Source organism: Sphingobium xenophagum NBRC 107872 (assembly GCF_000367345.1).
Lineage (GTDB): Bacteria > Pseudomonadota > Alphaproteobacteria > Sphingomonadales > Sphingomonadaceae > Sphingobium > Sphingobium xenophagum.
This window is the reverse complement of the sequence record NZ_BARE01000061.1, coordinates 1-20,189: the sequence shown is the minus strand read 5'-3', so window position 1 is coordinate 20,189 and position 20,189 is coordinate 1. Positions and strand designations below refer to the sequence as shown.

28 protein-coding genes are annotated in these 20,189 nt (G+C 66.7%); 3 read left to right on the top strand and 25 right to left on the bottom strand.

Going from position 1 to position 20,189, the window contains the following annotated elements; genetic code table 11:
- Positions 1–2: 2 nt before the first annotated feature.
- From SX1_RS19635 to SX1_RS19570, 15 genes are all read right to left on the bottom strand, one after another.
- Complete coding sequence (locus SX1_RS19635; RefSeq protein ID WP_019054435.1) at positions 3–329, bottom strand: hypothetical protein; 327 nt, start codon at positions 327–329, stop codon at positions 3–5.
- Positions 326–520, bottom strand: a complete 195-nt coding sequence (locus tag SX1_RS19630) for a hypothetical protein (RefSeq protein ID WP_019054434.1) — start codon at positions 518–520, stop codon at positions 326–328. Before SX1_RS19630 ends, SX1_RS19635 begins: the two co-directional genes overlap by 4 nt.
- Positions 521–543: 23 nt before the next feature.
- Positions 544–2,205 carry an ATP-binding protein gene (locus SX1_RS19625; protein WP_019054433.1) on the bottom strand — a complete coding sequence of 554 codons (1,662 nt, stop codon included), beginning with the start codon at positions 2,203–2,205 and terminating at the stop codon, positions 544–546.
- Positions 2,206–2,298: 93 nt separating this feature from the next.
- Positions 2,299–2,778, bottom strand: coding sequence for a hypothetical protein (locus SX1_RS19620; RefSeq protein ID WP_019054432.1), 480 nt, complete (start codon positions 2,776–2,778; stop codon positions 2,299–2,301).
- A gap of 80 nt (positions 2,779–2,858) precedes the next feature.
- Complete coding sequence (locus SX1_RS19615) at positions 2,859–3,617, bottom strand: PRTRC system ThiF family protein (protein WP_026149972.1); 759 nt, start codon at positions 3,615–3,617, stop codon at positions 2,859–2,861.
- A complete protein-coding gene (locus SX1_RS23075; protein WP_019054430.1) occupies positions 3,512–4,267 on the bottom strand; it encodes a PRTRC system protein A in 756 nt (251 codons plus the stop codon). The genes SX1_RS19615 and SX1_RS23075 overlap by 106 nt, the downstream gene beginning before the upstream one ends.
- Complete coding sequence (locus SX1_RS19605; RefSeq protein ID WP_019054429.1) at positions 4,264–5,088, bottom strand: PRTRC system protein B; 825 nt, start codon at positions 5,086–5,088, stop codon at positions 4,264–4,266. The genes SX1_RS23075 and SX1_RS19605 overlap by 4 nt, the downstream gene beginning before the upstream one ends.
- Positions 5,089–5,095: 7 nt before the next feature.
- The gene (locus SX1_RS19600; RefSeq protein ID WP_019054428.1) at positions 5,096–5,956 is read right to left on the bottom strand and encodes a hypothetical protein; all 861 of its coding nucleotides are present in this window, start codon (positions 5,954–5,956) and stop codon (positions 5,096–5,098) included.
- Between the two features lie 79 nt (positions 5,957–6,035).
- Positions 6,036–6,260, bottom strand: a complete 225-nt coding sequence (locus SX1_RS24920) for a hypothetical protein (protein WP_019054427.1) — start codon at positions 6,258–6,260, stop codon at positions 6,036–6,038.
- Positions 6,261–6,262: 2 nt separating this feature from the next.
- On the bottom strand, positions 6,263–6,469 hold the full coding sequence (locus SX1_RS19595; RefSeq protein WP_019054426.1) for a PRTRC system protein C: 207 nt from the start codon (positions 6,467–6,469) through the stop codon (positions 6,263–6,265).
- 42 nt (positions 6,470–6,511) lie between these two features.
- The gene (locus SX1_RS19590) at positions 6,512–6,940 is read right to left on the bottom strand and encodes a PRTRC system protein E (RefSeq protein WP_019054425.1); all 429 of its coding nucleotides are present in this window, start codon (positions 6,938–6,940) and stop codon (positions 6,512–6,514) included.
- A gap of 34 nt (positions 6,941–6,974) precedes the next feature.
- Positions 6,975–8,615, bottom strand: coding sequence for a PRTRC system ParB family protein (locus SX1_RS19585; protein WP_019054424.1), 1,641 nt, complete (start codon positions 8,613–8,615; stop codon positions 6,975–6,977).
- A gap of 164 nt (positions 8,616–8,779) precedes the next feature.
- Positions 8,780–9,133, bottom strand: a complete 354-nt coding sequence (locus SX1_RS19580) for a DUF3768 domain-containing protein (RefSeq protein WP_019054423.1) — start codon at positions 9,131–9,133, stop codon at positions 8,780–8,782.
- Positions 9,130–10,098, bottom strand: coding sequence for an adenine nucleotide alpha hydrolase family protein (locus tag SX1_RS19575; protein ID WP_019054422.1), 969 nt, complete (start codon positions 10,096–10,098; stop codon positions 9,130–9,132). Before SX1_RS19575 ends, SX1_RS19580 begins: the two co-directional genes overlap by 4 nt.
- An 87-nt stretch (positions 10,099–10,185) precedes the next feature.
- Entirely contained in the window at positions 10,186–10,428 is a 243-nt protein-coding gene (locus tag SX1_RS19570; RefSeq protein ID WP_019054421.1) for a hypothetical protein, read from the bottom strand.
- 119 nt (positions 10,429–10,547) lie between these two features.
- Here SX1_RS19570 and SX1_RS19565 point away from each other — a divergent pair, with 119 nt between their 5' ends.
- Complete coding sequence (locus SX1_RS19565; RefSeq protein WP_026149970.1) at positions 10,548–10,784, top strand: acyl carrier protein; 237 nt, start codon at positions 10,548–10,550, stop codon at positions 10,782–10,784.
- Here SX1_RS19565 and SX1_RS19560 read toward each other — a convergent pair.
- Positions 10,760–11,569 carry a Mom family adenine methylcarbamoylation protein gene (locus tag SX1_RS19560; RefSeq protein WP_019054419.1) on the bottom strand — a complete coding sequence of 270 codons (810 nt, stop codon included), beginning with the start codon at positions 11,567–11,569 and terminating at the stop codon, positions 10,760–10,762. The genes SX1_RS19565 and SX1_RS19560 overlap by 25 nt on opposite strands.
- Before the next feature lie 263 nt (positions 11,570–11,832).
- Between SX1_RS19560 and SX1_RS19555 the strand changes: the two genes are divergently transcribed.
- On the top strand, positions 11,833–12,324 hold the full coding sequence (locus SX1_RS19555) for a Ros/MucR family transcriptional regulator (protein WP_019054418.1): 492 nt from the start codon (positions 11,833–11,835) through the stop codon (positions 12,322–12,324).
- Positions 12,325–12,404: 80 nt separating this feature from the next.
- The gene (locus SX1_RS19550) at positions 12,405–12,911 is read left to right on the top strand and encodes a hypothetical protein (RefSeq protein ID WP_255209807.1); all 507 of its coding nucleotides are present in this window, start codon (positions 12,405–12,407) and stop codon (positions 12,909–12,911) included.
- A 59-nt stretch (positions 12,912–12,970) separates the two neighbouring features.
- Here SX1_RS19550 and SX1_RS19545 read toward each other — a convergent pair whose 3' ends face one another.
- From SX1_RS19545 to SX1_RS23070, 9 genes are all read right to left on the bottom strand, one after another.
- Positions 12,971–13,774 carry an N-6 DNA methylase gene (locus tag SX1_RS19545; protein ID WP_026149969.1) on the bottom strand — a complete coding sequence of 268 codons (804 nt, stop codon included), beginning with the start codon at positions 13,772–13,774 and terminating at the stop codon, positions 12,971–12,973.
- Positions 13,775–13,862: 88 nt separating this feature from the next.
- Positions 13,863–15,074 (bottom strand): hypothetical protein, encoded by a 1,212-nt coding sequence (locus tag SX1_RS19540; RefSeq protein ID WP_019054415.1) that lies wholly within the window; start codon positions 15,072–15,074, stop codon positions 13,863–13,865.
- The gene (locus SX1_RS19535) at positions 15,071–16,282 is read right to left on the bottom strand and encodes a helicase HerA domain-containing protein (RefSeq protein WP_019054414.1); all 1,212 of its coding nucleotides are present in this window, start codon (positions 16,280–16,282) and stop codon (positions 15,071–15,073) included. Before SX1_RS19535 ends, SX1_RS19540 begins: the two co-directional genes overlap by 4 nt.
- 105 nt (positions 16,283–16,387) lie before the next feature.
- Positions 16,388–17,206, bottom strand: a complete 819-nt coding sequence (locus SX1_RS19530; RefSeq protein WP_019054413.1) for an NYN domain-containing protein — start codon at positions 17,204–17,206, stop codon at positions 16,388–16,390.
- 99 nt (positions 17,207–17,305) lie between these two features.
- Positions 17,306–17,614, bottom strand: coding sequence for a hypothetical protein (locus SX1_RS19525; protein WP_019054412.1), 309 nt, complete (start codon positions 17,612–17,614; stop codon positions 17,306–17,308).
- 95 nt (positions 17,615–17,709) lie between these two features.
- A complete protein-coding gene (locus SX1_RS19520; RefSeq protein ID WP_019054411.1) occupies positions 17,710–18,036 on the bottom strand; it encodes a hypothetical protein in 327 nt (108 codons plus the stop codon).
- Between the two features lie 79 nt (positions 18,037–18,115).
- Positions 18,116–18,550, bottom strand: coding sequence for a DUF4262 domain-containing protein (locus SX1_RS19515; RefSeq protein WP_019054410.1), 435 nt, complete (start codon positions 18,548–18,550; stop codon positions 18,116–18,118).
- A gap of 28 nt (positions 18,551–18,578) precedes the next feature.
- Positions 18,579–19,112, bottom strand: a complete 534-nt coding sequence (locus SX1_RS19510; RefSeq protein ID WP_019054409.1) for a hypothetical protein — start codon at positions 19,110–19,112, stop codon at positions 18,579–18,581.
- A gap of 95 nt (positions 19,113–19,207) precedes the next feature.
- Positions 19,208–20,189: hypothetical protein (locus tag SX1_RS23070; protein WP_043146126.1), on the bottom strand; the 982-nt coding region annotated here is incomplete at its 5' end.

The following is a 20,189-nucleotide window of genomic DNA, read 5'->3' as shown; positions in this document are numbered from 1 at the left end:
TGTTAGTTTATCGAGCCGAAGAGACGCCTCTTGGCCGCTGCCTGATGCAGGCCGTCCTTGACGCCGACCGTGGCGTTCATGTCCGCCGCGAGATCGGCAGCCAGCGTCTCGGGAATATCGGCATAAGCTTCGACCACCCTGATGGCGATCTCGGGGCTGAGCAGCTCGCCCGGCTCGGTGCCAAGCCAGATCGTCGCCTCGCCTTCTTCGGGTTCCTCATCGGTCGGCGTGAATATCTGGGCGAAGAAGGTCTGAAGGGGTCTGTCCCAGCCAACCACCGCCTTGATGACCCCATTCCCCGGTCTCGGTTTCAGTTCGTAGCGGCTCATGTCTGGCTCCGACGAATGCGATGATCGACGTGGCGGGCCGCGCCCTCGGCGCTGCGCAGCGCCTTGCGGACCGCGGCGGCGGCGCGCGGGGCGCCGCTCTGGGCAAGAAGGTGCCGCGCGCTGCGAAGCTGGTCAATCGCCTCCCACACGGCGTCGCGGTCTGCCCGCTTCGCGGCTCTGATGGGTCGCATGGGATTGGTCCCTTCGAGATTGATCAGGATGCCGGCGACGCCGGGACGGTTTCGATGCGGACATCGATGGCGTTCCTGCCGATGATCGCTGAGAACTGGCGCCCTTCGGGAACGAACCATTGGGCGCGGTAGGCGATGATCGCCCGGAGCCGCTCCACCAGCGCCGCGTCGTCTCCAAGCAACAGTCGGGTGGCCATTTCTCTGGCATCGAGCAGGAAGCGATCGTTCTGCGTCTCCCAGCTATCGGCGTCGCGATCGTCGCTCGCGCAGAAGCATGAAGCCTCGAGCAGGTCGACCAGCTCGTCCGGGGATATCGCGCCGCGCGCGGCGAGAAGGACGTTCGCTTCCTCGAAACCCCAATGATGCGCGTCGTCATACTCGATGACGACGGGAGCCGCGACGGTCAGCGTCTCGGTTCTGGCGCCCCCGATCTCGACCACGAGATCGAGGCGGTCGACCGTCCCGCATTCGAGCCCGGACAGGGTCTCGCTGTCGAACAGATGGCGGGCGCCGTCGCGTTCGATCTCGAACCGAAGCGCTGTGATCCGGGGGAGTGCATCGTACCAGCCATATCCCGCCATCGCGTCGTCCGGATCGGCGAGGGAACCTTGGAGGCGGCCGTCGCGGGCGAGCGCGAATGCCGCGCATTGTTCGAGCGGCGCGCCGAAATTCTCCATGAGGACGAGATTGTCCGCCGGGATCAGGCCGGAACCCTCGCGTCCGCTGTTGAGATCGGCCGTCGCCGGGGTCCAGCCTCGCAGGAGCGCCGTCGCCTCGGGAAGATCGATGCCGAGATTCCGGGCCTCGGTCCATTGGGCGAAGGACAGGCGGTGGCTGCCGAGAGATGCGATGTGGCGGAAGATGGTCTTGCGGACCAAGTCGCGGAGCGCTTCGAGCGCGGCGCTCTCGACCATTTCGGTCCGGGCTGGCAGCACAAGCTGTAGCGCTGGGGCATCGATGATGTCGACGCGCGCCCACCAGCTGCGATCCTTCTCGTCAATCGAGGGCAAGGCGCAGGGGACGGTGAGGCCGTGGAAGTTGATGCGCGGCTGGTAGTGAGTGGAGCGCGCCCCGTTATAGAGGCCGATGCGCACGCCGCCGGTCTCAACCGTGACCAGGGCGTCGGCGAGCCAGTCCGATTGGGCAAGCGGCGCGCCGTTGAATCGGATCGGCGTCGGACAATAGCGTGCGGCCGCGTTCGCGCTGGCCTCCAGGGATTTCGCCCAGTCATCCTGGAGTGGGAGACGGATCTCGGTGCCGAAGCGATGATCGCAGCGATAGACCGGGATAGGACCGCCCGTTTCCCAATCGCCGGGCGCGATCGAGATCCGCCAGGCGTCTCCGCCGGCGCGCGGACGGGACCGGATTTCGACATGGCGCCCGGCAAGGCTGAACACGCCCATGCCGGCAGGATCTTCACGGGCCGCGATATCCTCATCCCATCCCGAGCGCCCGAGCGCGAGAATGACCGCGGGATCGGCGATCCCCGCGCCGTCGTCGGCGATGACGAGCCACTGCCGATCGTCGGCTTCGGCGACATCGAGGTCGACGGTCGTCGCGCCGGCGCGGCGCGCATTCTGGATGAGCTCGGTCAGTATGGAACCGAGCGTATTATTGAACAGCCTCGTCACCTTGGTGATCGCTGCGGGATCGACCTGGCTGTGGACGACGGTGGGAAGGGGCATCGGGGTCTCCTCGGCAAGAGCGAATGGCCCCCTCCCCGCCCTTCTCTCCTTTCGCTCGGGGCTGCGCGTCCACGGGCGGCGGTGGCGCGGCTGTCAGGCGCAACGGCGCTCCTTCTCGGCCGGTGTCTCGATGTGGACATAGCGCTTGCCGGCCCGGCGGCGCTTGCGGATGCGGCCATCGACGAAGGCCTTGGCCCAGCGGTCGGCTTCGTCCACGCGGGCGGCGATGGCGCACTCGTCGGCCTGTTTGAACATCGTGTAGGCCAGCGCGTATTGCGCGCGCTCCGGCAGGCTGAGCAGTGTCGCGCTGATCGGCAGCGCGCTCTCGTAGAATTCGAGGATATGGCGGCCCCCGCCGTGGTGCATCAGGATGGCCAGGAGGCCCTTGTTTCCGGGACCGGTCGGCCGCGCGATCTGGATGTCATGCGACCCGTAGGTTACCCCGACCTGGGACGCCCCGCCCTCGCCGCGATGGAAGACGCGGTCCTCGCGGTTCGCCAGGGGATGGGCGAGAACCTCATAGCCATCGAAGCTATCGACGCGGCGGATGCGGTTATGTCCGATGACGGTCATGACAAAATCTCCTCATGCCCCGGGGCGCAGGCCACCGGGGTTGGATGGGCACGGAAAGTGGTGGAGTGGCCGGCAGGGGTTCAGTCACCGCGCGGCAAAGGGATCGGGACGGCTTGGCCACTGGCGAGGTTGATGAAAGCGCCGGCGTGCCCGATCGACCCGCGGCCGAGAAGGTCGAACAGCAGTGCGAGCGCGTGGCTCGCCAGCACCCGATTGACGAACAGGGACTGACGTTCGAGCGCCTCGGCGACCGAGCAGGACGGGGCATCGTCCTCGGCCAGGGTTTCGTCGGCCAGCTCGGGAAAGGCCTCGAGGACAGTTGGCAGGCGCGCCTTGACGTTGCCCTTCGGACGGCATGGGCAACCGATCAGATATTGTCCGTCGCTGGCGCGATTGCCGAGGTCCATCCAATAGGTCGGCACGACCCTGCCGTCGCTAAGCGCCGCGCCGAGTGCCCGGCGCGCCGAAGCCGTGTCGACGCACGTGATGAGGATGTCGGTCCCTTCCGTATCGACGGCATCGGGCGCTCGGCCATGAACGGCTTTCCAGCCCAGGCCGTGGGCAAGGTTGATCCGCTCGGTTAGCGTGCGCGCCTTGGAGTTGCCGAGATCGCAGCGATAGAAGGGCTGGCGACCGAGATTGGCCTCGGTCACAATGTCGTCGTCGACCACGGTGACCGCGAGCGAACGCGAGGAGATCGCGCGGAGAGCCGTGTCGAGCGAGGCAAGGCCCATTAGCATCTGAGCGCCGTTTCCACCGCATCCCACGAGGAGGATGCGGATCCCGCGATTGTCGAAGGTGGCGGGAAGGAAGTGGCGCTGGAGCTTGTCAGGCTGCATGGGGAATCTCCCGAAAATGGGCTGCGCGGCACGGCCAGGAACATCCCTCCGGCGCAGAGCCTGGCGGCCATGACCGGACCCGCCGGGTGGTCGAGCCGGCCGACGACGAGTGAAATCTTGGTGGCATGGGCATCGTCAGCATCGTCGGTCGCGCTGAAATAGGCCGGACCGCGCCCGTGACTGTGCATGTCGCAGACGACATGCCAACTAGGCTCGCAGGCCGGGGGCCGGTAGACGAGGCGCGTCGGCGTCGCTTCATCGATCTGCGGAAAATGCACGGTGAATTCGGCCGTCGCCTCGTTCCACAGGATGAAGGCGGCTGCCTCGTTGGGCAGGGCGGCACGGAAATGGTCCAGGACGGCCGCGAGATGCTCACCCGGGACCCGGCCGCAGCGCAATTCGGCCTGGGGGTCGCCCATGCTGCCATAGGGGAGATGGGCTGCGAATGGCGGCGACAGAGGCGCATCAAGCGCCAGCCAGGGACGACGCAATATGAGCATCGCCCCATCGGCCCCCACGGCGAGCCCGTGTCCGGCCCGACTGCTGCGAAGCGCATCGAGCCCAGGCGATCGGCCTATGGGCGGAACAGGATAGCAGGGAACGGCGGCGAGCAGCGCGGCCGCGGTCGGATCATCGGCGAGCATGGTCATCTCCCGGCAGCCGCTGAAATCAGTCGGCCGACCGTGATCGCGTCGGCCGGCGGGCGCGCCTGTCGCAGACGGGCGGCGGGATTGAAGGGCCTGAGGCGTCGGACCGGGAAACGACTGGCCCCGCGCGCGGCGAGATCGTCCCAGAGTCTGACGAGGCCGCCCTTGCCGGTCACCGTCCATTCCTGTCCGGGATTGGGGTGCGTCGACCAGGAGTCGAACACGGCCCGTTCGAACTCCGGGATTGCGGCAACGCCGAGGGTTTTCGGCCTCGGGATATTGCCCCAGCAGAGCCGCCCTTCGATGAAGACATTGAGAATGGGCGAGTGCAGCACCGGCGTGTCAGCCACGGGGCGCTCGCTGGCCGGCAGCGCGTAGACCCCGAGCCCCGCGCGCGTGGCAATGAACAGATGCGCGGGATAGGGCACCGCGACCGTGGTGCGCCGCGCCAGCGCTCGAAGACCGTCGGGCGGCGATGAGAGCGCGAAATAGGCGGGGCGAACCTGTGCCGGCGTCCACCATGCGAGAACATCGGGATGGGAGACCAGGACGGTGTCGGGCAATATCTCGGGGATAGCCGTGCGGCCCAGCGCCTCGGTCCACTGGCGCAGCTGCGCACGCGACAAGGGAATGCCCGCAGCGATCGTGGGGCGGCCGTCTCCATCGAGCTCGACGGCGTGCATGCTGGCGAACGCCGCCACGTCGTTCCTGGGCGCGCCATAGGCGTTTGGGGTCCGGGACGTTCCGGCCTGATAGAGCAGGATGGCGTTGGTCAGGACGAGACCGCCGCCGGTGGCTTCGAAGTGGCTGCTGTGATCGGACATGGGGGCCTCACGGATTGGGTGGGTCGAGACGGACGAGATCCTGAGCCGCGAGCAGGAACTGGACGCCGAGCCTGAGGCTCGCGAACCAGGCGTCGATCCGGCTCACTTCGGGCAGCGGGCAGAGGCCGCAGAAATCCATGAAGCCCATTTCCATGCCGTGGCGCGCGACATCGTCGAGTTCGCGGGCGAACTCTTCGAACGGAACGAGCGTCAAGGGCGGAAGGGACGAGCATTCCTCGATGCCCGGCACATATTCGTAGAGGGCGTCGCTATCGAAGTGCCAGGCATTGCGGTCCGAGGCGAGGTGTTCGAGCGCCTTATGCGCGTCGCGAAGCCGGTGCAGCGCCTGCGCCAGCTCTTTCGGGAGGCATGCGGGCTTCGCTGCGTTCGCGCCGATCATCCAGTCGGGACGGCGCGCGTTCATTTCCGAGGGGAGCGTCTGTTCCTCGATCTCTTCGGCGCTGAGACCCTGATAGGCGGCCAAGCTCCGGCGCGCGCTCTCGTCGTCGATCTCGCCGTCCCAATAATACATCGAGATTTCGTCGAAGAGGTCTTGGTAGCCGAAGACCGGAAGGGCGGTGCCGAGCGTCTCCCCGAGGGCCGCATAGGCGGCGGCGCGCCAGGGGATGGGAGCGTCGCCGGTTTCGATCCAGCCAAGATCCAGTTGGCCCAGGGTCTCGCAGACAAGGGCGATCGCGGGCGGATTATCGTCTTCGCCGACGAGGACGGCGACCCGCAGATCGACAAGCTCGATCGGCTCCAGGATTTCGAGAACCGCGGCATTGAAGACCTGCTCGATGCGCTTGCGGGCGCCGACGCGCGTGTACCGCTTGGAGGTTGCTTCCCGCGCGGACACCCAGCGGCCCATCAGCTTGTGGTGATTGCTGAGCGGCTGATCGAAAGTGGCGGGGATGTCGACGGACAGCGCGACCGACCGCCCCGCGAGATCAACCGAGTGGGGCGAGCCTGAGGCCGGCGGGGGGCTGAAGCGGCTCCGCCGCTTCGCCTTTGTGATTGGCAGGGTCGAGGAGGATCCGCGCGTGGAGGGCCTGGGCCTGGGCGCTGCAGGGAGGCTGGGGGAAGCCGGTCGTGTTGCCATCGTCGTGCTCGATCCATTCGAGGAGCGTCTTGCGCGGAGCGGCCGGAATGGCCGCGCTCTGGGCGGGCGGCATGTTCAGCCCTTGGTGCCGACGGCGCGCCGATATTCGATGAGGTGGGCGTTGCCCGACACGCCGGCATCGACGATCTCGGCGTTGAGAATCGCCGGGAAGAGTGTCGCATGGTAGGAGCGCAACGCTGCCGGTTCTTCCGCGAGATGCGGCGGGACCGGGAGGTCGATGCCGTCGTATCGGTAAGTGCGGGTCAGGAGGTTGATCTGCATGATGGGCCTCTCGAATTGAGATGTTGGGCAAGTCGATGAAGGTCAGTCCCAGAGGCTGGCCGGTTCGTCCGCCTTGGCGTCGGCTGGCGGAGCGGCGGGGTTCGCAGCTTTTGCGGGACTCGTGGGCGCGGGCGTCTTCGGCGTTGCCGCCTTGGCCTTCGCGGCTTCGGCGGCGGCGGTGCGGGCCGCTTCGGCTGCCTGGCGTTGCTCCTCGAGCTGGTCGGCGAGCGTCTTGCGAGCGGCGATGAGCTGGCCGAGCGCACCGTCTTCGCCCTTGGCTAGTTCGGCGTCGATTTCCGCGGCGCTGGCGGTGAGCGAGATCGGGCGGGTTTCGCCGGTCTCGAGCTTGTGCGCGGCGCCTTCCTGCCTGCGGGGGATCACGGTCAGGGTGACGGTATCGTCCGGGCCGGCGACGAGATCGAAGCCGAGCGAGTAGCGCGCGAGCAGCGGGAGCAGGTTGGTAATCAGCATGGGGGCGCTTCCTTCTATGTGAGTGTTCGGGGGGTCAGGCGGCGAGTTCCGTGATCGCGGCTTCGGTCGGCGGCGCGGCCTTCACCGGCGGCGGTCCGTATTGGCCGTCGAGCGTCATCGAACTGGGGAGGCGTCCGGCCCAGTCGAAGCCGGGCCGGCCCAGCATGCCGGCGATGAGGTCGGCCTTCTTGGCGGTGAGGAGCTTGGCGAAGCCCTTTTCGCCCATGTGTGCGACGAGGCCGCATTCCTGGGCGATGAACTTGAGTTCATCCTTGGTGTATCGCTCGAGGAAGGCCTTATCGACCTGCCAGACGTCGCGCAGGTCGACCGCGAAGGCCCGGGCGAGGTCGGCGACATGCCCGAAGGTGAGCACGTCCTTGGCATAGGCGGCGCCGACGGCGGACAGCACATTGGCCGCCTGCGGCTCCGAAAGGGCGCGGATCTCCGCGATCTTGTCGCCATAGGGAAGATCCGGGAAGGTGGCGCCGACCAGGATGCCGGCACGCGCCTTCAGCGTTTCGGCCTTGATCTGGGGAAGCGTGCCCGACATGGCGGCGACGAGAATGGCGGTGTGGGCCTGGACGGCATCGGCCGCGAGCGCCCGGGCGACGGCGGTGCGCCACTTCGCCTCGCGCAGGTCGCTGGTACGGCCTGCGATCGATTTGACCGTGACAGTCGGCTTGTGCGCGGCGGAGCCGCCGCTCGTCGAAGGGAGCGGGGTCTGCGGAGCCGGGGCGCGCGGTTCGGCGCGGGTGGGAGCTTCAGTGCGATCGCCCGGGTTCGCATCAGATCCGCCTTCGGTGTCGTCGAGGACGTCATCCTCGTCGTCATCGCGCTCGTCATCCTGCGCATCGTCAGTGGAGGGCGGAGCTGCAGCCCGTTCCGCCTTCTCGGCACGCTCCTGCTCCTCGAAGCGGATCGCCTCGGCGGTCTGGGTCTTCAGTTCGAAGCAACCGGGATTGGTGCAGTGTCCGTCGTCGACGTGGGTCTCGAACAGGGTTCGCTGGGAGGCCGAGTTGAACGGACAGGTGGTGCACTCGGTCTTGTCGAAGCAGGCAGCGGCGAGGTTCTGCGTCACCCGCATCAGCAATTCGCGAGTCTTGCCGACGTCCAGCCCGGCGGCGAGAATGGTCTCGAGGGCCTTGTCCTGCTTGTCGCCGGGTACGGCCGCCAGCAGCTCGGCATGGCCGACCTTGATCCGGCGTTCGTCGAGCGCGAGCTTCACGGCATCGGAAAGCTCGGCGAGCGCCAGGCGCCGATCGAGCTTCGCCCGGGACCAGCCAAGCCGTCGGGCGGCCTCGGCGCGATCGTTCTGGCAGGCCGCGAGATAGCGGACGGCGGCGTCAGCCTGCTCGGTTTCCGACGGATCGTCGCGGTCGTCATTCTCGGCGATCGCGGCGTCCAGCGCCTCCTGGTCCGTCATCTCGCGGATGATGACAGGCACTTCGCCATCGGGGCCGTAGGCTTCCAGACCGGCGCGGTAGCGGCGCTCGCCGGCGACGATCGCATAGACCTCGCCCTTGGGACGCAGGAGGATGGGCTGCAGGATTCCGCGCAGGCGGATCGAGGCGACAAGCTCGTCATGCTTCTTGCGGTCGAAATAGCGGCGCGGATTGTCGCCCTTGGTGATGAGGGAGAGCGGCAGCGTGGCGCGGATCGGTTCGGCAGGGGTCAAGGCTGGTCTCCTCGGGGATTGGGGAAGGCAGGGTCCATCGAGCCCGCGCGCTCTCGGTCGGCGAGCCTGAAGCTCGCCCTCCCCCTCCCCTCTCGCTGCCCGGAGGGCCGGCGAGCCGATGCGCTGATTTTCATAGGGAATGGGGCTTGAGGGCTCGCTGGCGCTCAGTAGTCCTCGGCGAGCATGACGGTGAGGACGCGCCGCGTGATCGAGGCGTCCGCCGGGTCGTCGGAGCCGAACTCGAGCGCCATGTCATAATAATCGATCTTGAAGAGGACCCTCTGCCCCTGCAGGTCGAAGGCGCCGAAATCGCGCTCGGGCCCGTCGCCGGGCTTGAACGCATAGCGGCGGACCGCCGCGAGCAGTTCGGCCTGCGCGAGCACCTCGGCGATGCCTTCGCCCTCGCCGGACAGCCGGGCAAGGCAATTGCGGGTGACCATGATGCGGGCATGGGCATCGAGGCCCTGCCGGCAGCGATCGTTGAGACGGGCGATCCGTTCGGTGGCGGGAATTGTCATGCGGCCTCCAGCAAGCCGGCGTTGAAGGTGTCGAGCCACTCCGCCATTGCCGGTCGTTCGGGGAGCGGGACATGCGCGGCGACGTCCTGAAAGCGGATGAGGTCGGCGGGCGCATCGCGGATGATCGCGTCGATGTCGGCTGCGGGGAGCAGCTCCTCGGCGCGGATGAAGTCGGTCATTCGGCCGGGTCTGGTCGAGGTAGACCGGCGCCACAGGCCTTCGACGGTACGCAGGCGCGGGGCCGCGCGGGCTTCGACCAGGACGATGAGCCGAAGGCACCAGGCCGGTAGCGCCCGAACCTCGTCCGGCTTCATGGCGCCGCAGATGAAGCAGCTCGACTTGGGCGGCACGGGAAGGCCGGCAGCCTCGATGCGGGCGATGCAGGCGGCGCGGTCCCATTTCCATTCGCGAAGCGGGTATCGGCACTCGAAGAGATCATGCTCGATCGCGGAAGCATGGGCATGGCGCCGAGTATCCGCCGGCGAGGCATCATAGCCGATCAGGCGGATGACCTTCTGGCCGCGCGCCCAGGCCGCTTTCGCCGGCGCCCACTGTTTCAGGAACGCATCCTGGGGCGCCACCTTCCACTTAAGGGAGCACGAATGACGCCCCAGAGAAATGCTCGGCAGCGTCGCATTGGTGAGGACGTTGGCTAGCAGGTCGTAATAGGGCGGCCAGTGCTTGAACCGGCGCGGCGTGTAGCGAACGGTCTCGTAGCGGATGCCGCGCGCGGCCATCCAGGCGGCGATCATCTTCTGATAGGCGTAGGTCTCCGGCTTCTCGATGCCCGGGTCGCCGGTCAGGACGAGATCGGGCGGGGTTCCGCGGCTTTCGAGCTCGACGAGCAGCGCGGTGCTGTCGACGCCGATCCCGTAGGCGAGCACCACGGGGGCAGGTTCGGCGACGCGGATATAGTCGATGTCGCGAATATGCGCGGCGGGCGCGGAAGGATCGGTCGCCAGCATGGAGGTGCTCCGTTCTCGCGCAGTCCATCTGCGCGCCGAACGTCCCCCCGCCTCTCCTCCTCGGCCCTGGGTGGTGAAAGCGCATCGTCACTCGGCGTCCTGAAGGCTGGACTCCCGATCGTATAGATCGAGATGGACGCCGATCGCGGCCGCCGCGTCGGTCGTGAGGTCCCGGTGGTCATCGCCGTCGAGGGCGGTGGCCATCTCGATCACCGGATGAACCGATACGACCTGGCCTGACGGAAGCCGGAAGAGGTTGGTCGATCCGTCGATTTGTTCGGTCCCGTCGGGGACGTCGAAGCGGCCATGGATTTCGAACTCGACATGCATCAGACTGCTCCTCTGCTGAAGACGATATTGCGGCCCCACCGGCGGACGCGACGCCGCCGAAAGAGCAACGGCACGCGGATGCCGACCTCGAAAGGCGGCCCCCCTTGGAGATGAATTGGATGAGCGACATCGCCGATCGAATTGCGGAGCTTGTGGCGGACCAGCTTGGTGCCGATCGCGACAAGGTTACACCCGACGCCCATTTTATCGATGACCTCGGTGCCGACAGCCTCGACGTCGTCGAGCTCGTCATGGCTATCGAGGAAGAGTTCAATATCTCGATATCGGATGCCGATGCCGAGAAAATCCAGACCGTCGGCGACGCAATCACCTACGTCGAAAGCGCCAAAGCCTGACGCTGGAATCGAGCCTGCGGGAGGATTTTGGGATAGGGAAGCCTGGGCAGCGTCCGGCCGTTTCGGCGGGCGCTGCGGGTCAGCTCGAAACAATAGGTGAAAAGCCCGGCGGTGCGATGGCGGGTCAGGAGGCCTTCAGCCTGAAGACGGCGGAGCCAGGTTTCCGGCTGCTCCCGAAGTCCCGGGCCTGGCAGGCCGAGGCCGACGATCTGTGCGATCGCGCCATCCATGCCCCGTTCGCCGAGCCGGATTTTGGAGAGCGTCCGATCGGAGATGGTGCGGTTCCCTACGCGAAGGACGATGCGCGGCCGGGAGACGCCCCGGTGCGCGCCGGACAGGGCAGCATAGACCCGGCCGACATGACCTGCCTCGGGATCGCTGTAGGAGACCACGGCCTCGATTCTGGGGCGTGCTTGACGAAGAAGCCGAAAGGCACGGGCGCAAAAGAAGCTTTCGCCATTCTGCGGAACGCTGTCGAGCAGGACCAGCCGCGCGAGGACGCATCCTTTGGCGGGATCGGTAAAGCCGGTATGCCGGGTGATGACGGCGTCGGTCGCCGGCACAGCAAAGACGGCCACACCTTCCAGCACCGCCTGGCGGCCGAAGAGACCTATCGCGACCTGAGCGGCCGGGTAGCTCGGCAGATAATGATGCTCGGCGATGAACGCGCGCGCGGCGGCGTGGTCGATGATGTCCGCCGAGTAGGCTTTCGGATTGATGACGAGAGAGTCGGTCGCCCATAGAGCGCGCCGCTCCCGCCAGCGCTGGCTGCGTGAGGTGTCCATGTCGTGGCCTCGGGATGGAGAAGGATCGACGCCGCTTGGACCTTCGACCTGTCTCCCCGGTCCATTCCCCTCTTCTTTGGACAGGGATCGAGATGAATCGGTTTACGGAATGTTTGGGATTGGGCACGATCAGATATCGCACATCCCCTGATTGGCGCCGGTGAGCTTATGTTCCTTTGAGGCCTTGCGAGCTTCACATGGCGTCATGTTCCCGGTAGCGAATAGTCCTCCGGGTTCTTTCAACCAAAGAAGGCAAGATCATCATGAGCGAAGTATCGGAAGACGATAGCACGCTGATTACCCTGACCGCCGATATCGTCGCGGCACATGTGACGAACAACAGCGTGGCGGTCGCTGATCTGCCATCCTTGATCCAGAATGTTCATGGAGCGCTGAGCAATCTCGGCAAAAGTGAACCGGCTGCCGAAACAAAGCAGGAGCCGGCGGTGTCGGTCCGGGCTTCGATCAAACCCGACTATATCGTCTGTCTGGAAGACGGCAAAAAGCTCAAGATGCTCAAGCGCCATCTCATGACGCATTATCAGATGACGCCGGCTGATTATCGTTCGAAGTGGAATCTTCCGGCCGACTATCCGATGGTCGCACCCAACTATGCCGAGCAGCGCCGCACGCTCGCGAAGAGCATCGGCCTCGGGCGCAAGCCCAAGGCGGCCAGCGCCGCGCCGGCAAAGGCCACCAAAGCCGCCCCGGCTCGTCGCGGACGTGCAAAGTCAACCGAAGGGCAGCCTTCCTAGCAGCATCAACGCGGCATTTCGGTTCGGAGACGTCGGGTTTGGAACAGGGACAGTCGGGTCAAAGTGCGCCGGCGCGGCGCGTGACAGCACCTTCAGGGCAGCCCGATGCACGTCCGCCGTCCTATCCCGGCACCGAGGCGTCGGTCGGCACGGTCGTGAGCCTGGCCGACGCCTATTGGGATGCCGCGCACAGGCTGTTGCCGCAGATCGAGAAGGGCCGGGGTGTCTCGTCCGCGCCTGCCAGGCTGTGCGCCATTCAATCGATCGAGACCTATCTCAACGCGTTCTTGCTCTTTCATTCGCTCGATCGAAAGCTGGTGCGGGGCCTGCAGCACGATCTCGCCGAGCGCACGCGCCTGGCGGTCGAAAAAGGGCTGTCGCTCCGCCGACGCACCGCAGAGCATCTGATCCGGCTCAGCGACCAGCGTGACTATCTGGTGGTGCGATATGGTCCAGAGCAGCTCGGCGACCTGTCAGAGATCAACCGGATGTTCGCGACGCTGAAGGAGATCGCAGAGAAGGTCCGGGCAGCGATCTTCGAGCAGCCCTATGATCGTGCAGACCCATGGTACAAGGTCTATTGGTGACCCGGAGACCTTGTCGCGCAGTGATGTCCGGTCGCGAGCGGCGAGGGCCAGCCTCCCAGTCAGAACAGGGTCAACTGCTCGCCGATCGCGCGGGGCTGTGGTTCACGCGCTGGCATGCGAGGAGATGGGCGCGCAACTGTCGTTTGCGGTAGGGAGCGTGCCGGCGGCTCGGCTGCGCGAGGTTGGGCCGCAAGCTTCGCACCCCAGCCTCCCAGGATATGGGCCGGAGTGAACCAGTGCTCGCGAACCTCGTTGCTGAGGGAGTTGCCGACCATGACATGGGCCGGGATATGGAGCAGCGAGAACTGGATATAGGCCATGTGGACGGCTCGGCTGTCGATATCGACCGCGGTCACATGGAGATGGCGCTGGTAATTGATGTCGGCTGCGAGCATCGCCTGCGCGAGCGCGATGACCATGGCCCCTGCACCGCAGGCGGGCTCCATCGCGCTGACGAACCCCTTGTCGGCGATCAGCGCCCGCGCGTCATCGGCGTTGCCGAGCGTGATTTCCGCCATCATCTGGCATACGGGATAGGGCGTGAAGAACTGGCCCCTGTTCTTGTTGTGGATCTCGAGCGCGGTGAAGATGCTGCCCAAGACATCGCCCGGCGCGGCTTCCAGCGCCAAGGTGATTTCGGCGAAGACCTGCGGAAACATCTCGACGGTCGGCCTGTCATATCGTCCCACGATCTCGAGGTAGCGCGCCTCCCGATCGGTCCGCGAGCGGCTGTCGACGCTGTTCGAGATGCTGATCGCGCAGAGCTCCATGCAATCGGAGAAGAGGCTGTAGCGATCGTGGCGATAGCCATGGGCGTCGAAGAGTTTGAGGACGTTCCTGATATGTCGATCCTGGGGCGGCATGAGGGTTCCCCGAGCGCCGGCCGTCTGGCGACCGCGCCTGCTGTGTCTGGTTGAAGGGTGGGAGGGTCCGCCGGCATCGACGGAGAGCTCACGCGGCGGCGAGCAGACCCTCGAGCGTCACGGCGCGTCTGGGCCTCCGCCCGAACTGGTAGCCGTGATTGGTCGCGTATTTGCTGACCGACATGGCCTTCCGGTCGAGAGCGAGCGCCAGATCGGCGATCGAAACCCCGGTGCGGAAGGCGATTTCGAGGGCGCGGGTCTCATCGTCGCTGAACGGGCGGATGTAGCCGTGGACCAGGCCCAGGACGTTGGCACGCGTGGTGATCGATGCCTTGGTCCGGCCCATGCTCGCTGCGAGGGTCTTGGTCGCGACACGGCCATAGTCTGCGCGCAGTCGCGCTTCCTCGGCCTCGGTCCAGTCCGGACCGATGCGCCATCCGTTGCGGTTGGCATGGAGGCCGCGCAGCCCGAGATATTCGGCGCGGTGGCGCAGCGAGCCAGCGGTGCGGCCGAGCTGGCGCCGCAGCGGGGTCAGGCTTGTCCCCTCGGTATAGGCCTTGCCGAGGAACGCGTCCTCTTCGGGTGTCCAGGCCCGGCCCCATCCGCGGCCGTAGCCGAGCTTGCGGATGGCAAGGCCGAAGCCTCTGATCGTTCTATGCGGAAAGCCCTCCCCGACAAGCATCGCGACGATCGCCGTGTAGCGGTGCCCCGCCTCCGCAAGCTCGAGTGCGCGAGCCGTCTCCTGCTCAGTCCAGTCGGGCGGATGGTTTGCGTGCACGATGCCGAGATAGCCGGCGCGGCTGGACAACCCGCCGAAAGGCCGGCCGATCAGCGTCGCGATCTGGGCGAGAGGAACGCCGCGGCGATACCCCTCGGTGAGCTGGGCATCTTCCCAGGGTGTCCATTCGGGAGGATTGCCTTCGGTCAGGTCGAGAAGCCGGGCCCGGGCATAGACCGCTGAGCAGGAGCGAGCGAGATCCGAGGCGATGGTGGCGGTCGGCTCGGTGCCATAGCGGCGAGTGAGCTCTGCATCGTCGAATTCGGTCCACGACCGCGTCGAGTTGCGACGAAGCCCCAGCAGCGCGATCCGCTCGGATATCGCCCCCCTGCCCCTGCCGAGCGTGAGCGCCATATCGCCAATCGAGATGTCTTCGAGAAAGAGAGCTCGGAGCCTTTCACTCTCGGCCGGCGTCCAGGCGTCCGCGCGATAGGCCATTTCGCGCAGCGGCGGTGGCTGGGGGAAAGGGCCTGGCGCAGGCGCGAGCTCGACGACGTTGGCGTCCAGGTCGAGCGGGGTCATGCCAGTGCCACCACGGGAATGTCGCTGATCTTGGCCCTGAGCCGGGCATGCAGACGGGCGATCCGGTCCTCCCCTCGCGGCATGGTGTCGACCGCTGCAATGGCCGCCAGCATGTCGAGCGCATTGTCGACGGCATCGCGTGGGCAGCCGAGGTGGCCGGCGAGGTCGTTTGCCGTGGTCGCGTTGGGGGCGATGCGCCTGAGCGCGCCGATGATCGAGGCCGCGTGCGGCGCCGACGGATCGAGCAGGAAGGCGTCCAGCGCGCGCGTGCCCTTGAGGGTCAGCGCCGTATCGCGCGAGCCGTTCGACACCTCGCGCAGCGCGGAAAGATCGAGCAACTTCTCGGCCTCGTCGCTGTCGATCGCAGCGGCCGCGGTCAGCTTGGGCGTCGCGCCGAGATGCTCGGTGATCGTCTCTTCCATATGGGCGAGAACGGGGAGCGGCGACATCGCCGGCCCCATGGCGAAGAATTCGCCGGGAGCGAGCTTGCGCAGGCGGTCGGCCTCCTTCGCCGAGAAACCGAGCAGATCGGCGGCGCGCGCAATGTCGCGGTCGAAGACGTTGAGGCCGACGAGGAAGTTCTGCAGCTCGGAGATCACCGAGGAGGAGAGCTTGGCGAGGCGCTGGGTGGCGATAACCGGTGCGATGCCGCGCTTGCGGCCACGGGCGCAGAGGTCGGTGAGCGTGGCGACGCCGAGGCGGCGGGTCTCCGCGTCGCGGGCCGATCCCGCATGATGCGGCGCGAGCAGATGGCCCTCGTCGATGCAGACGAGGACGGTGTGGCTCCAATGCTCGCGCGGCGCGCCGATCAGGCCGGCGAACAGGGCCGCCGCCTTGATGATGCGCTGGTCGGGATCAAGGTCGGTGAGATCGACATGGAGCGAGAGCCGGTGCTGGCGGGCGCGCGCGGCCGCTGCCGTCAGGCCGTCCGAGGTGAGTTCGCAGCCTTTGAGCGAGGTCGCGCCGATATGGGCTGCGAGATTGCCGAATTCGCCTTCGGGATCAACCAGCACGACGGTCGTGAAGTCGAACGCCTCCTCGATGATCTTGCGCAGGGTCCGGCTCTTGCCGGCGCCGCTGCTGCCCTGGATGAGCAGCCGGCCGGCGAGCAGGCGCTCGAGGTTGAGCATGAGCGCGCCGCGGCTGTGCTTGCCGATCGGCACGGACCATTGGTCGGCGGATGGGTCGATCGATAGGACTGTAGCCATGATGGGATCTCCTGGGCCTGGCCTGTCTGGCCATCGCCCACTCGATCCCTCTTCCCTTTGCGCATCGGGCGCCTGGCCGCGCTATTGCGGCGCCCCCGGGGGAGGTCAGCCGCCCGGCCGCGGTGCTCGATCCTTGTTGCGCTTGTCGGCGACATAGCTCTGGCCGTTCTCGCCCTTGAGGATCTCGAAAAGGCCCGTTCCCGTGAAGAGCGCGGTAAAGTTCTTCACGCCGTAGTTGCGGGGATCGATGGGCGCCTGCCGCTTCGCCGCGCTGCCCGCCGCCGACATGAGCGCCCAGCCGTCCTCGCGCGCGGATGCCTCGACGGCACCGCGCAGGATCGTCACGAGCTTGGTGTTCTGTGCCAGGGTCTTTTCGGTGGCCTTGCCCGCTGAAGGCTTGGACTTCGCCTTGGCCTTGGGCGCGGCGGGTGCTTCGGGAGCCTCGCTCTGAGACGCTGGCTGGCTCGGATCCTCGAGGCTGTCGAGATAGAGGAAGGTGGTGCAGGCGTTGACGAAGGGCGCGGGGGTCTTGCGCTCACCGAATCCGTAGACTTCATGACCATTGGCCTTCAGCTGCATGACCAGCGGGGTGAAATCGCCATCGCTCGATGCGATGCAGAAGGCGTCGGGCTTCTGCGTGTAGAGCAGTTCCATCGCGTCGATGACGAGCGCGATGTCGGTCGCATTCTTGCCGGTGGAATAGCTGAATTGCTGGATCGGCCGAATCGCGAAGTCATGGAGCTTGTCGGTCCATCCCTTGAGCGCGGGCTTGGCCCAATCGCCATAGGCGCGGCGAATATTCGCGGTGCCATATTTGGATAGCTCCGCGAGCATCACCGCGATCTTCGCATGGGACACATTGTCGGCGTCGATCAGGAGGGCGATCCGCCGATTGAGGCCGCGGGGCTTCTCGTCATTCTCCATGTGGCAATCACCCTTCCTGTTCTGTCTCGTCGTCCGTCGCCGGCTGGACCGCAACCTGCGCATGTGGCTGCAGGCGTTCAAGTCATTGTCGCGGCTTCATCAATCAGCCGGACGCTCCGGCTTGTCCCGCGGCCTCATACCCCAGTCGGGCGCATAGTCCGGACCGTAGTTCGCGCTGCGGAGATATTCGGTGTCGCCAGCCTCATCGACGAGATAGCCGGTCACTTCCTCGGCATAATCGGCGTCGAGCGCGCCTTCGGCGGTCGGGACCAGGCGCACGCCGAACCCCCTGGCGAACAGCGCCTCGTCGGCGGCGCGCATGGCGTCTTCATGGTTCGTGGCCGTGACCGCCATCTTGACGCGAACGGTCGCATAGACGTGAACGAAATGGGTGGGCTCCGACATCATCGGTCTCCTGGGTCTGGCGTTGGGGATGTTGGACAGAATGGGGCCGAAGCGCTCGGCGAACGTCGTCCCGGCAATTTTAGAGTGGCGCCGCGCGATCAGAGATCCATGATCGCTCCGCCCAGGACGGCATAAAGGCCGACCTCGAAGCGAAGGTTCTGCATGGCCCGAAACCTGGCGTCGCGCCGGGCCTCGACGTGGAACGCGCTGCGGCCGGTGTCGGCTTCCTTGATGCCGGTCGAGAGCGTGGGATAGGTCTTGCCAGCACGCGGACCCGTCATGATCTGGGCCGTAGAGCGGCAGTCCAGGGAGCGGTCGAGCGCATAACCGAGACCGCGCAACTGCCTTTTGATTTCGTTGAGCGTGACGGGATGCCAGCCATCGGCGGCGCGGGCGGCCAGTTCGTTGGCGAGGGCGGGGTTCATGGGCGAAGCTCCTTCGCGGTTGCATCGACGGATTCCCGAAGGTCCTCGGCCGAACGTTTGGGGAAATGCTGCGGCAGCGTCAGGCCAGCGGCACGTCGTAGGCCGGCTCGCAGCCCGGTTCGCCGGGATAGATCCCGGCCGCATCGCACAGCAGTACCTGCAGGACGTCATACTCCTCGTGGCGGAGATAGCGTCCTGCCTGGAGTGTGAAGCACTGGTGGGCCTTGGCGGAGGCGCGGCGGACCCGAACTGGGAACTGGCCGCCGACATCGATGTCGCCTTCGAGCGGCCTGCGCGCCTCGCGCATTTTCCGGCCGAGGTCGTTGATGATCGAGCCCGCGACCCGGGGTGAGAAATTGCCGACGAGCAGGAGTTCCGGCAGGCCGTGCAAGGCGTTGCCGATGCTGTAGGCAAAGGCGGGTGTCTCGCCATCGGCGAAGACCAGGAACATATGCTGGCCGCTGCGCGCGATGTTGCGCTCGATCACGGCATAGAAGTCCGAAGCATCGGTCATGAAAACCTCTATATCGGTTGGAGGGGATTCACGCGGCGAGCGGCGGCGCCAGAACCTCCAGATAGGCGGTTTCGACGAGCTCCGTCTTCTGGCTTCGCTCGCGCCGCGACATGTCGAGCTTCACGTAGAAGCCGGCGAAATGAGTCTTCACGATCACGCCCTCGCGGCCGGCATAGCGGTCCCCGCCAACGCACGTTCGCGGCCGGATGCGGACCCGCGACCCGATCCGATGCTCGAGGACAGGTTCAGCAGGGGTCGTCCGCGCGGCGAGGAAGCGCGCCAGGCAGGCCGCGTCATCGAGACGGTCACCGTCCGCGCAGCAGGCCCGCGCGAGCATCGCCCATGAGCGGAGGCTCATCGCATCGCCCGCGAGACGCCGGTCATATGGCTCGTCATGCCCGGCGAGCTGGCCTGCCGCGATATGGGCGTCGGGATCGAAGGCGAGGATCGTGGCTGCATGATATTCGCTCTCGCCGAGCGCGACGGTGAGCTGGTCGATCTGCCGGACGAGATCGGCATTGGCGGTGGCGGGAAGGCCCGAGAAGACGGAGAGTTCAGACATGCAGGGGTTCCGATCGGTGGAGGAAGCTGGAGCGCCGGCGTCTCGATCGGCCGGCACATCTCCCCGATACCCCCTCCCCTTGCACGCGCGCCGGATCAGGCAGCGGCAAGGTCGAGGAGGTCGGGCACGGGAGTGGCGGTGAGCCGCGTTGCCCCGCCGAAGGCGCGCAGGCGGGCGGCCATCGTCTTGCGCAGATGAGCGCGGTTGCCGATGATGGTTTCAGGCGACAGCGGTTCGCCGCGGGCCGACACATAGCCCGTGGCAAGCCGCCCTTCCGGCGTCTCAACGATGATGCGGTGGCCGCGGCCGGGCTGCTTTCCGGCATAACGAGCCGTGAACTCGCCGAGCTTGCCGGTAAGGCCCTTCACCGCCTTGCCCCAGCGTATGTGACCGGCGCCGAGGCTTTCGCCGGCCATGAGCCCGCGTTCGAGCCAGATGCGGAAATGCGTGCGCTGCTGGAGGACGGTGTTGCGGGTGCGCTCCATGGTCCGGCAGAGCGGCAGCGCCGGCGCGTGAAGGTCGAGGAGCCTCAGATAGTCGCCCTGGGCGGCAACGAGGATGTCGTCGAAATCGCGGCCCGCGAGGAGGCTGCGAAGCCGATCGCCAACGCGCCGATCGGCTGGCAGGGCGTCGCCGTGCAACGGGATGATCGCCGTCATGTCCTCGCCAAGCCTATGGAAGCCGGCGCCGGAGACCAGGATGACGGTGAGTTCATCCGGGCCGGCGGCGGCCCGCAAGGCCGGCAAAAGCAGGGCGGCATCCGATGGCGGGCTGGCTCTCTCACCGAACAATCCTGCCTCGGGCGCGCCGAGAATGAGGAGCCGTCGCGTCCACCGGGCGGGCAGCGGTTCGTCGGTCGGCTTGGGCCATGTGCTTGGAAGGGGACGAGCGCGTTGCACCGCCGGCCGCGCATCCGGCGATGGTGCCGCTTCGAATGCGCGGCGCGCGGTATCGAATAGGTCGTCACGATCGCCGCCACCGTCGGCGAAGCCCTGGTCGTAGGCGAGCGAGGCAGGCGACGGGGAGCCGGCCCGCCGGGCTTCCGGTTCCCATCCGGCATGGGCTGCGTACCAGCCT

What these genes read in the sequence shown, in the direction of transcription:
- SX1_RS19595 (WP_019054426.1), bottom strand. Translation starts at nt 6,469, where the DNA reads ATGCAGATCAACCTCCTGACCCGCACTTACCGATACGACGGCATCGAC.
- SX1_RS19615 (WP_026149972.1), bottom strand. Translation starts at nt 3,617, where the DNA reads ATGCAGCCTGACAAGCTCCAGCGCCACTTCCTTCCCGCCACCTTCGAC.
- SX1_RS19530 (WP_019054413.1), bottom strand. Translation starts at nt 17,206, where the DNA reads ATGGAGAATGACGAGAAGCCCCGCGGCCTCAATCGGCGGATCGCCCTC.
- SX1_RS19510 (WP_019054409.1), bottom strand. Translation starts at nt 19,112, where the DNA reads ATGTCTGAACTCTCCGTCTTCTCGGGCCTTCCCGCCACCGCCAATGCC.
- SX1_RS19575 (WP_019054422.1), bottom strand. Translation starts at nt 10,098, where the DNA reads ATGCTGGCGACCGATCCTTCCGCGCCCGCCGCGCATATTCGCGACATC.
- SX1_RS19540 (WP_019054415.1), bottom strand. Translation starts at nt 15,074, where the DNA reads ATGACCCCGCTCGACCTGGACGCCAACGTCGTCGAGCTCGCGCCTGCG.
- SX1_RS19620 (WP_019054432.1), bottom strand. Translation starts at nt 2,778, where the DNA reads ATGACCGTCATCGGACATAACCGCATCCGCCGCGTCGATAGCTTCGAT.
- SX1_RS19545 (WP_026149969.1), bottom strand. Translation starts at nt 13,774, where the DNA reads ATGCCGCCCCAGGATCGACATATCAGGAACGTCCTCAAACTCTTCGAC.
- SX1_RS24920 (WP_019054427.1), bottom strand. Translation starts at nt 6,260, where the DNA reads ATGCCGCCCGCCCAGAGCGCGGCCATTCCGGCCGCTCCGCGCAAGACG.
- SX1_RS19600 (WP_019054428.1), bottom strand. Translation starts at nt 5,956, where the DNA reads ATGGGCCGCTGGGTGTCCGCGCGGGAAGCAACCTCCAAGCGGTACACG.
- SX1_RS19630 (WP_019054434.1), bottom strand. Translation starts at nt 520, where the DNA reads ATGCGACCCATCAGAGCCGCGAAGCGGGCAGACCGCGACGCCGTGTGG.
- SX1_RS19570 (WP_019054421.1), bottom strand. Translation starts at nt 10,428, where the DNA reads ATGCATGTCGAGTTCGAAATCCATGGCCGCTTCGACGTCCCCGACGGG.
- SX1_RS19560 (WP_019054419.1), bottom strand. Translation starts at nt 11,569, where the DNA reads ATGGACACCTCACGCAGCCAGCGCTGGCGGGAGCGGCGCGCTCTATGG.
- SX1_RS19515 (WP_019054410.1), bottom strand. Translation starts at nt 18,550, where the DNA reads ATGACCGATGCTTCGGACTTCTATGCCGTGATCGAGCGCAACATCGCG.
- SX1_RS19525 (WP_019054412.1), bottom strand. Translation starts at nt 17,614, where the DNA reads ATGATGTCGGAGCCCACCCATTTCGTTCACGTCTATGCGACCGTTCGC.
- SX1_RS23075 (WP_019054430.1), bottom strand. Translation starts at nt 4,267, where the DNA reads ATGACCATGCTCGCCGATGATCCGACCGCGGCCGCGCTGCTCGCCGCC.
- SX1_RS19555 (WP_019054418.1), top strand. Translation starts at nt 11,833, where the DNA reads ATGAGCGAAGTATCGGAAGACGATAGCACGCTGATTACCCTGACCGCC.
- SX1_RS19590 (WP_019054425.1), bottom strand. Translation starts at nt 6,940, where the DNA reads ATGCTGATTACCAACCTGCTCCCGCTGCTCGCGCGCTACTCGCTCGGC.
- SX1_RS19635 (WP_019054435.1), bottom strand. Translation starts at nt 329, where the DNA reads ATGAGCCGCTACGAACTGAAACCGAGACCGGGGAATGGGGTCATCAAG.
- SX1_RS19625 (WP_019054433.1), bottom strand. Translation starts at nt 2,205, where the DNA reads ATGCCCCTTCCCACCGTCGTCCACAGCCAGGTCGATCCCGCAGCGATC.
- SX1_RS19605 (WP_019054429.1), bottom strand. Translation starts at nt 5,088, where the DNA reads ATGTCCGATCACAGCAGCCACTTCGAAGCCACCGGCGGCGGTCTCGTC.
- SX1_RS19520 (WP_019054411.1), bottom strand. Translation starts at nt 18,036, where the DNA reads ATGAACCCCGCCCTCGCCAACGAACTGGCCGCCCGCGCCGCCGATGGC.
- SX1_RS19535 (WP_019054414.1), bottom strand. Translation starts at nt 16,282, where the DNA reads ATGGCTACAGTCCTATCGATCGACCCATCCGCCGACCAATGGTCCGTG.
- SX1_RS19565 (WP_026149970.1), top strand. Translation starts at nt 10,548, where the DNA reads ATGAGCGACATCGCCGATCGAATTGCGGAGCTTGTGGCGGACCAGCTT.
- SX1_RS19580 (WP_019054423.1), bottom strand. Translation starts at nt 9,133, where the DNA reads ATGACAATTCCCGCCACCGAACGGATCGCCCGTCTCAACGATCGCTGC.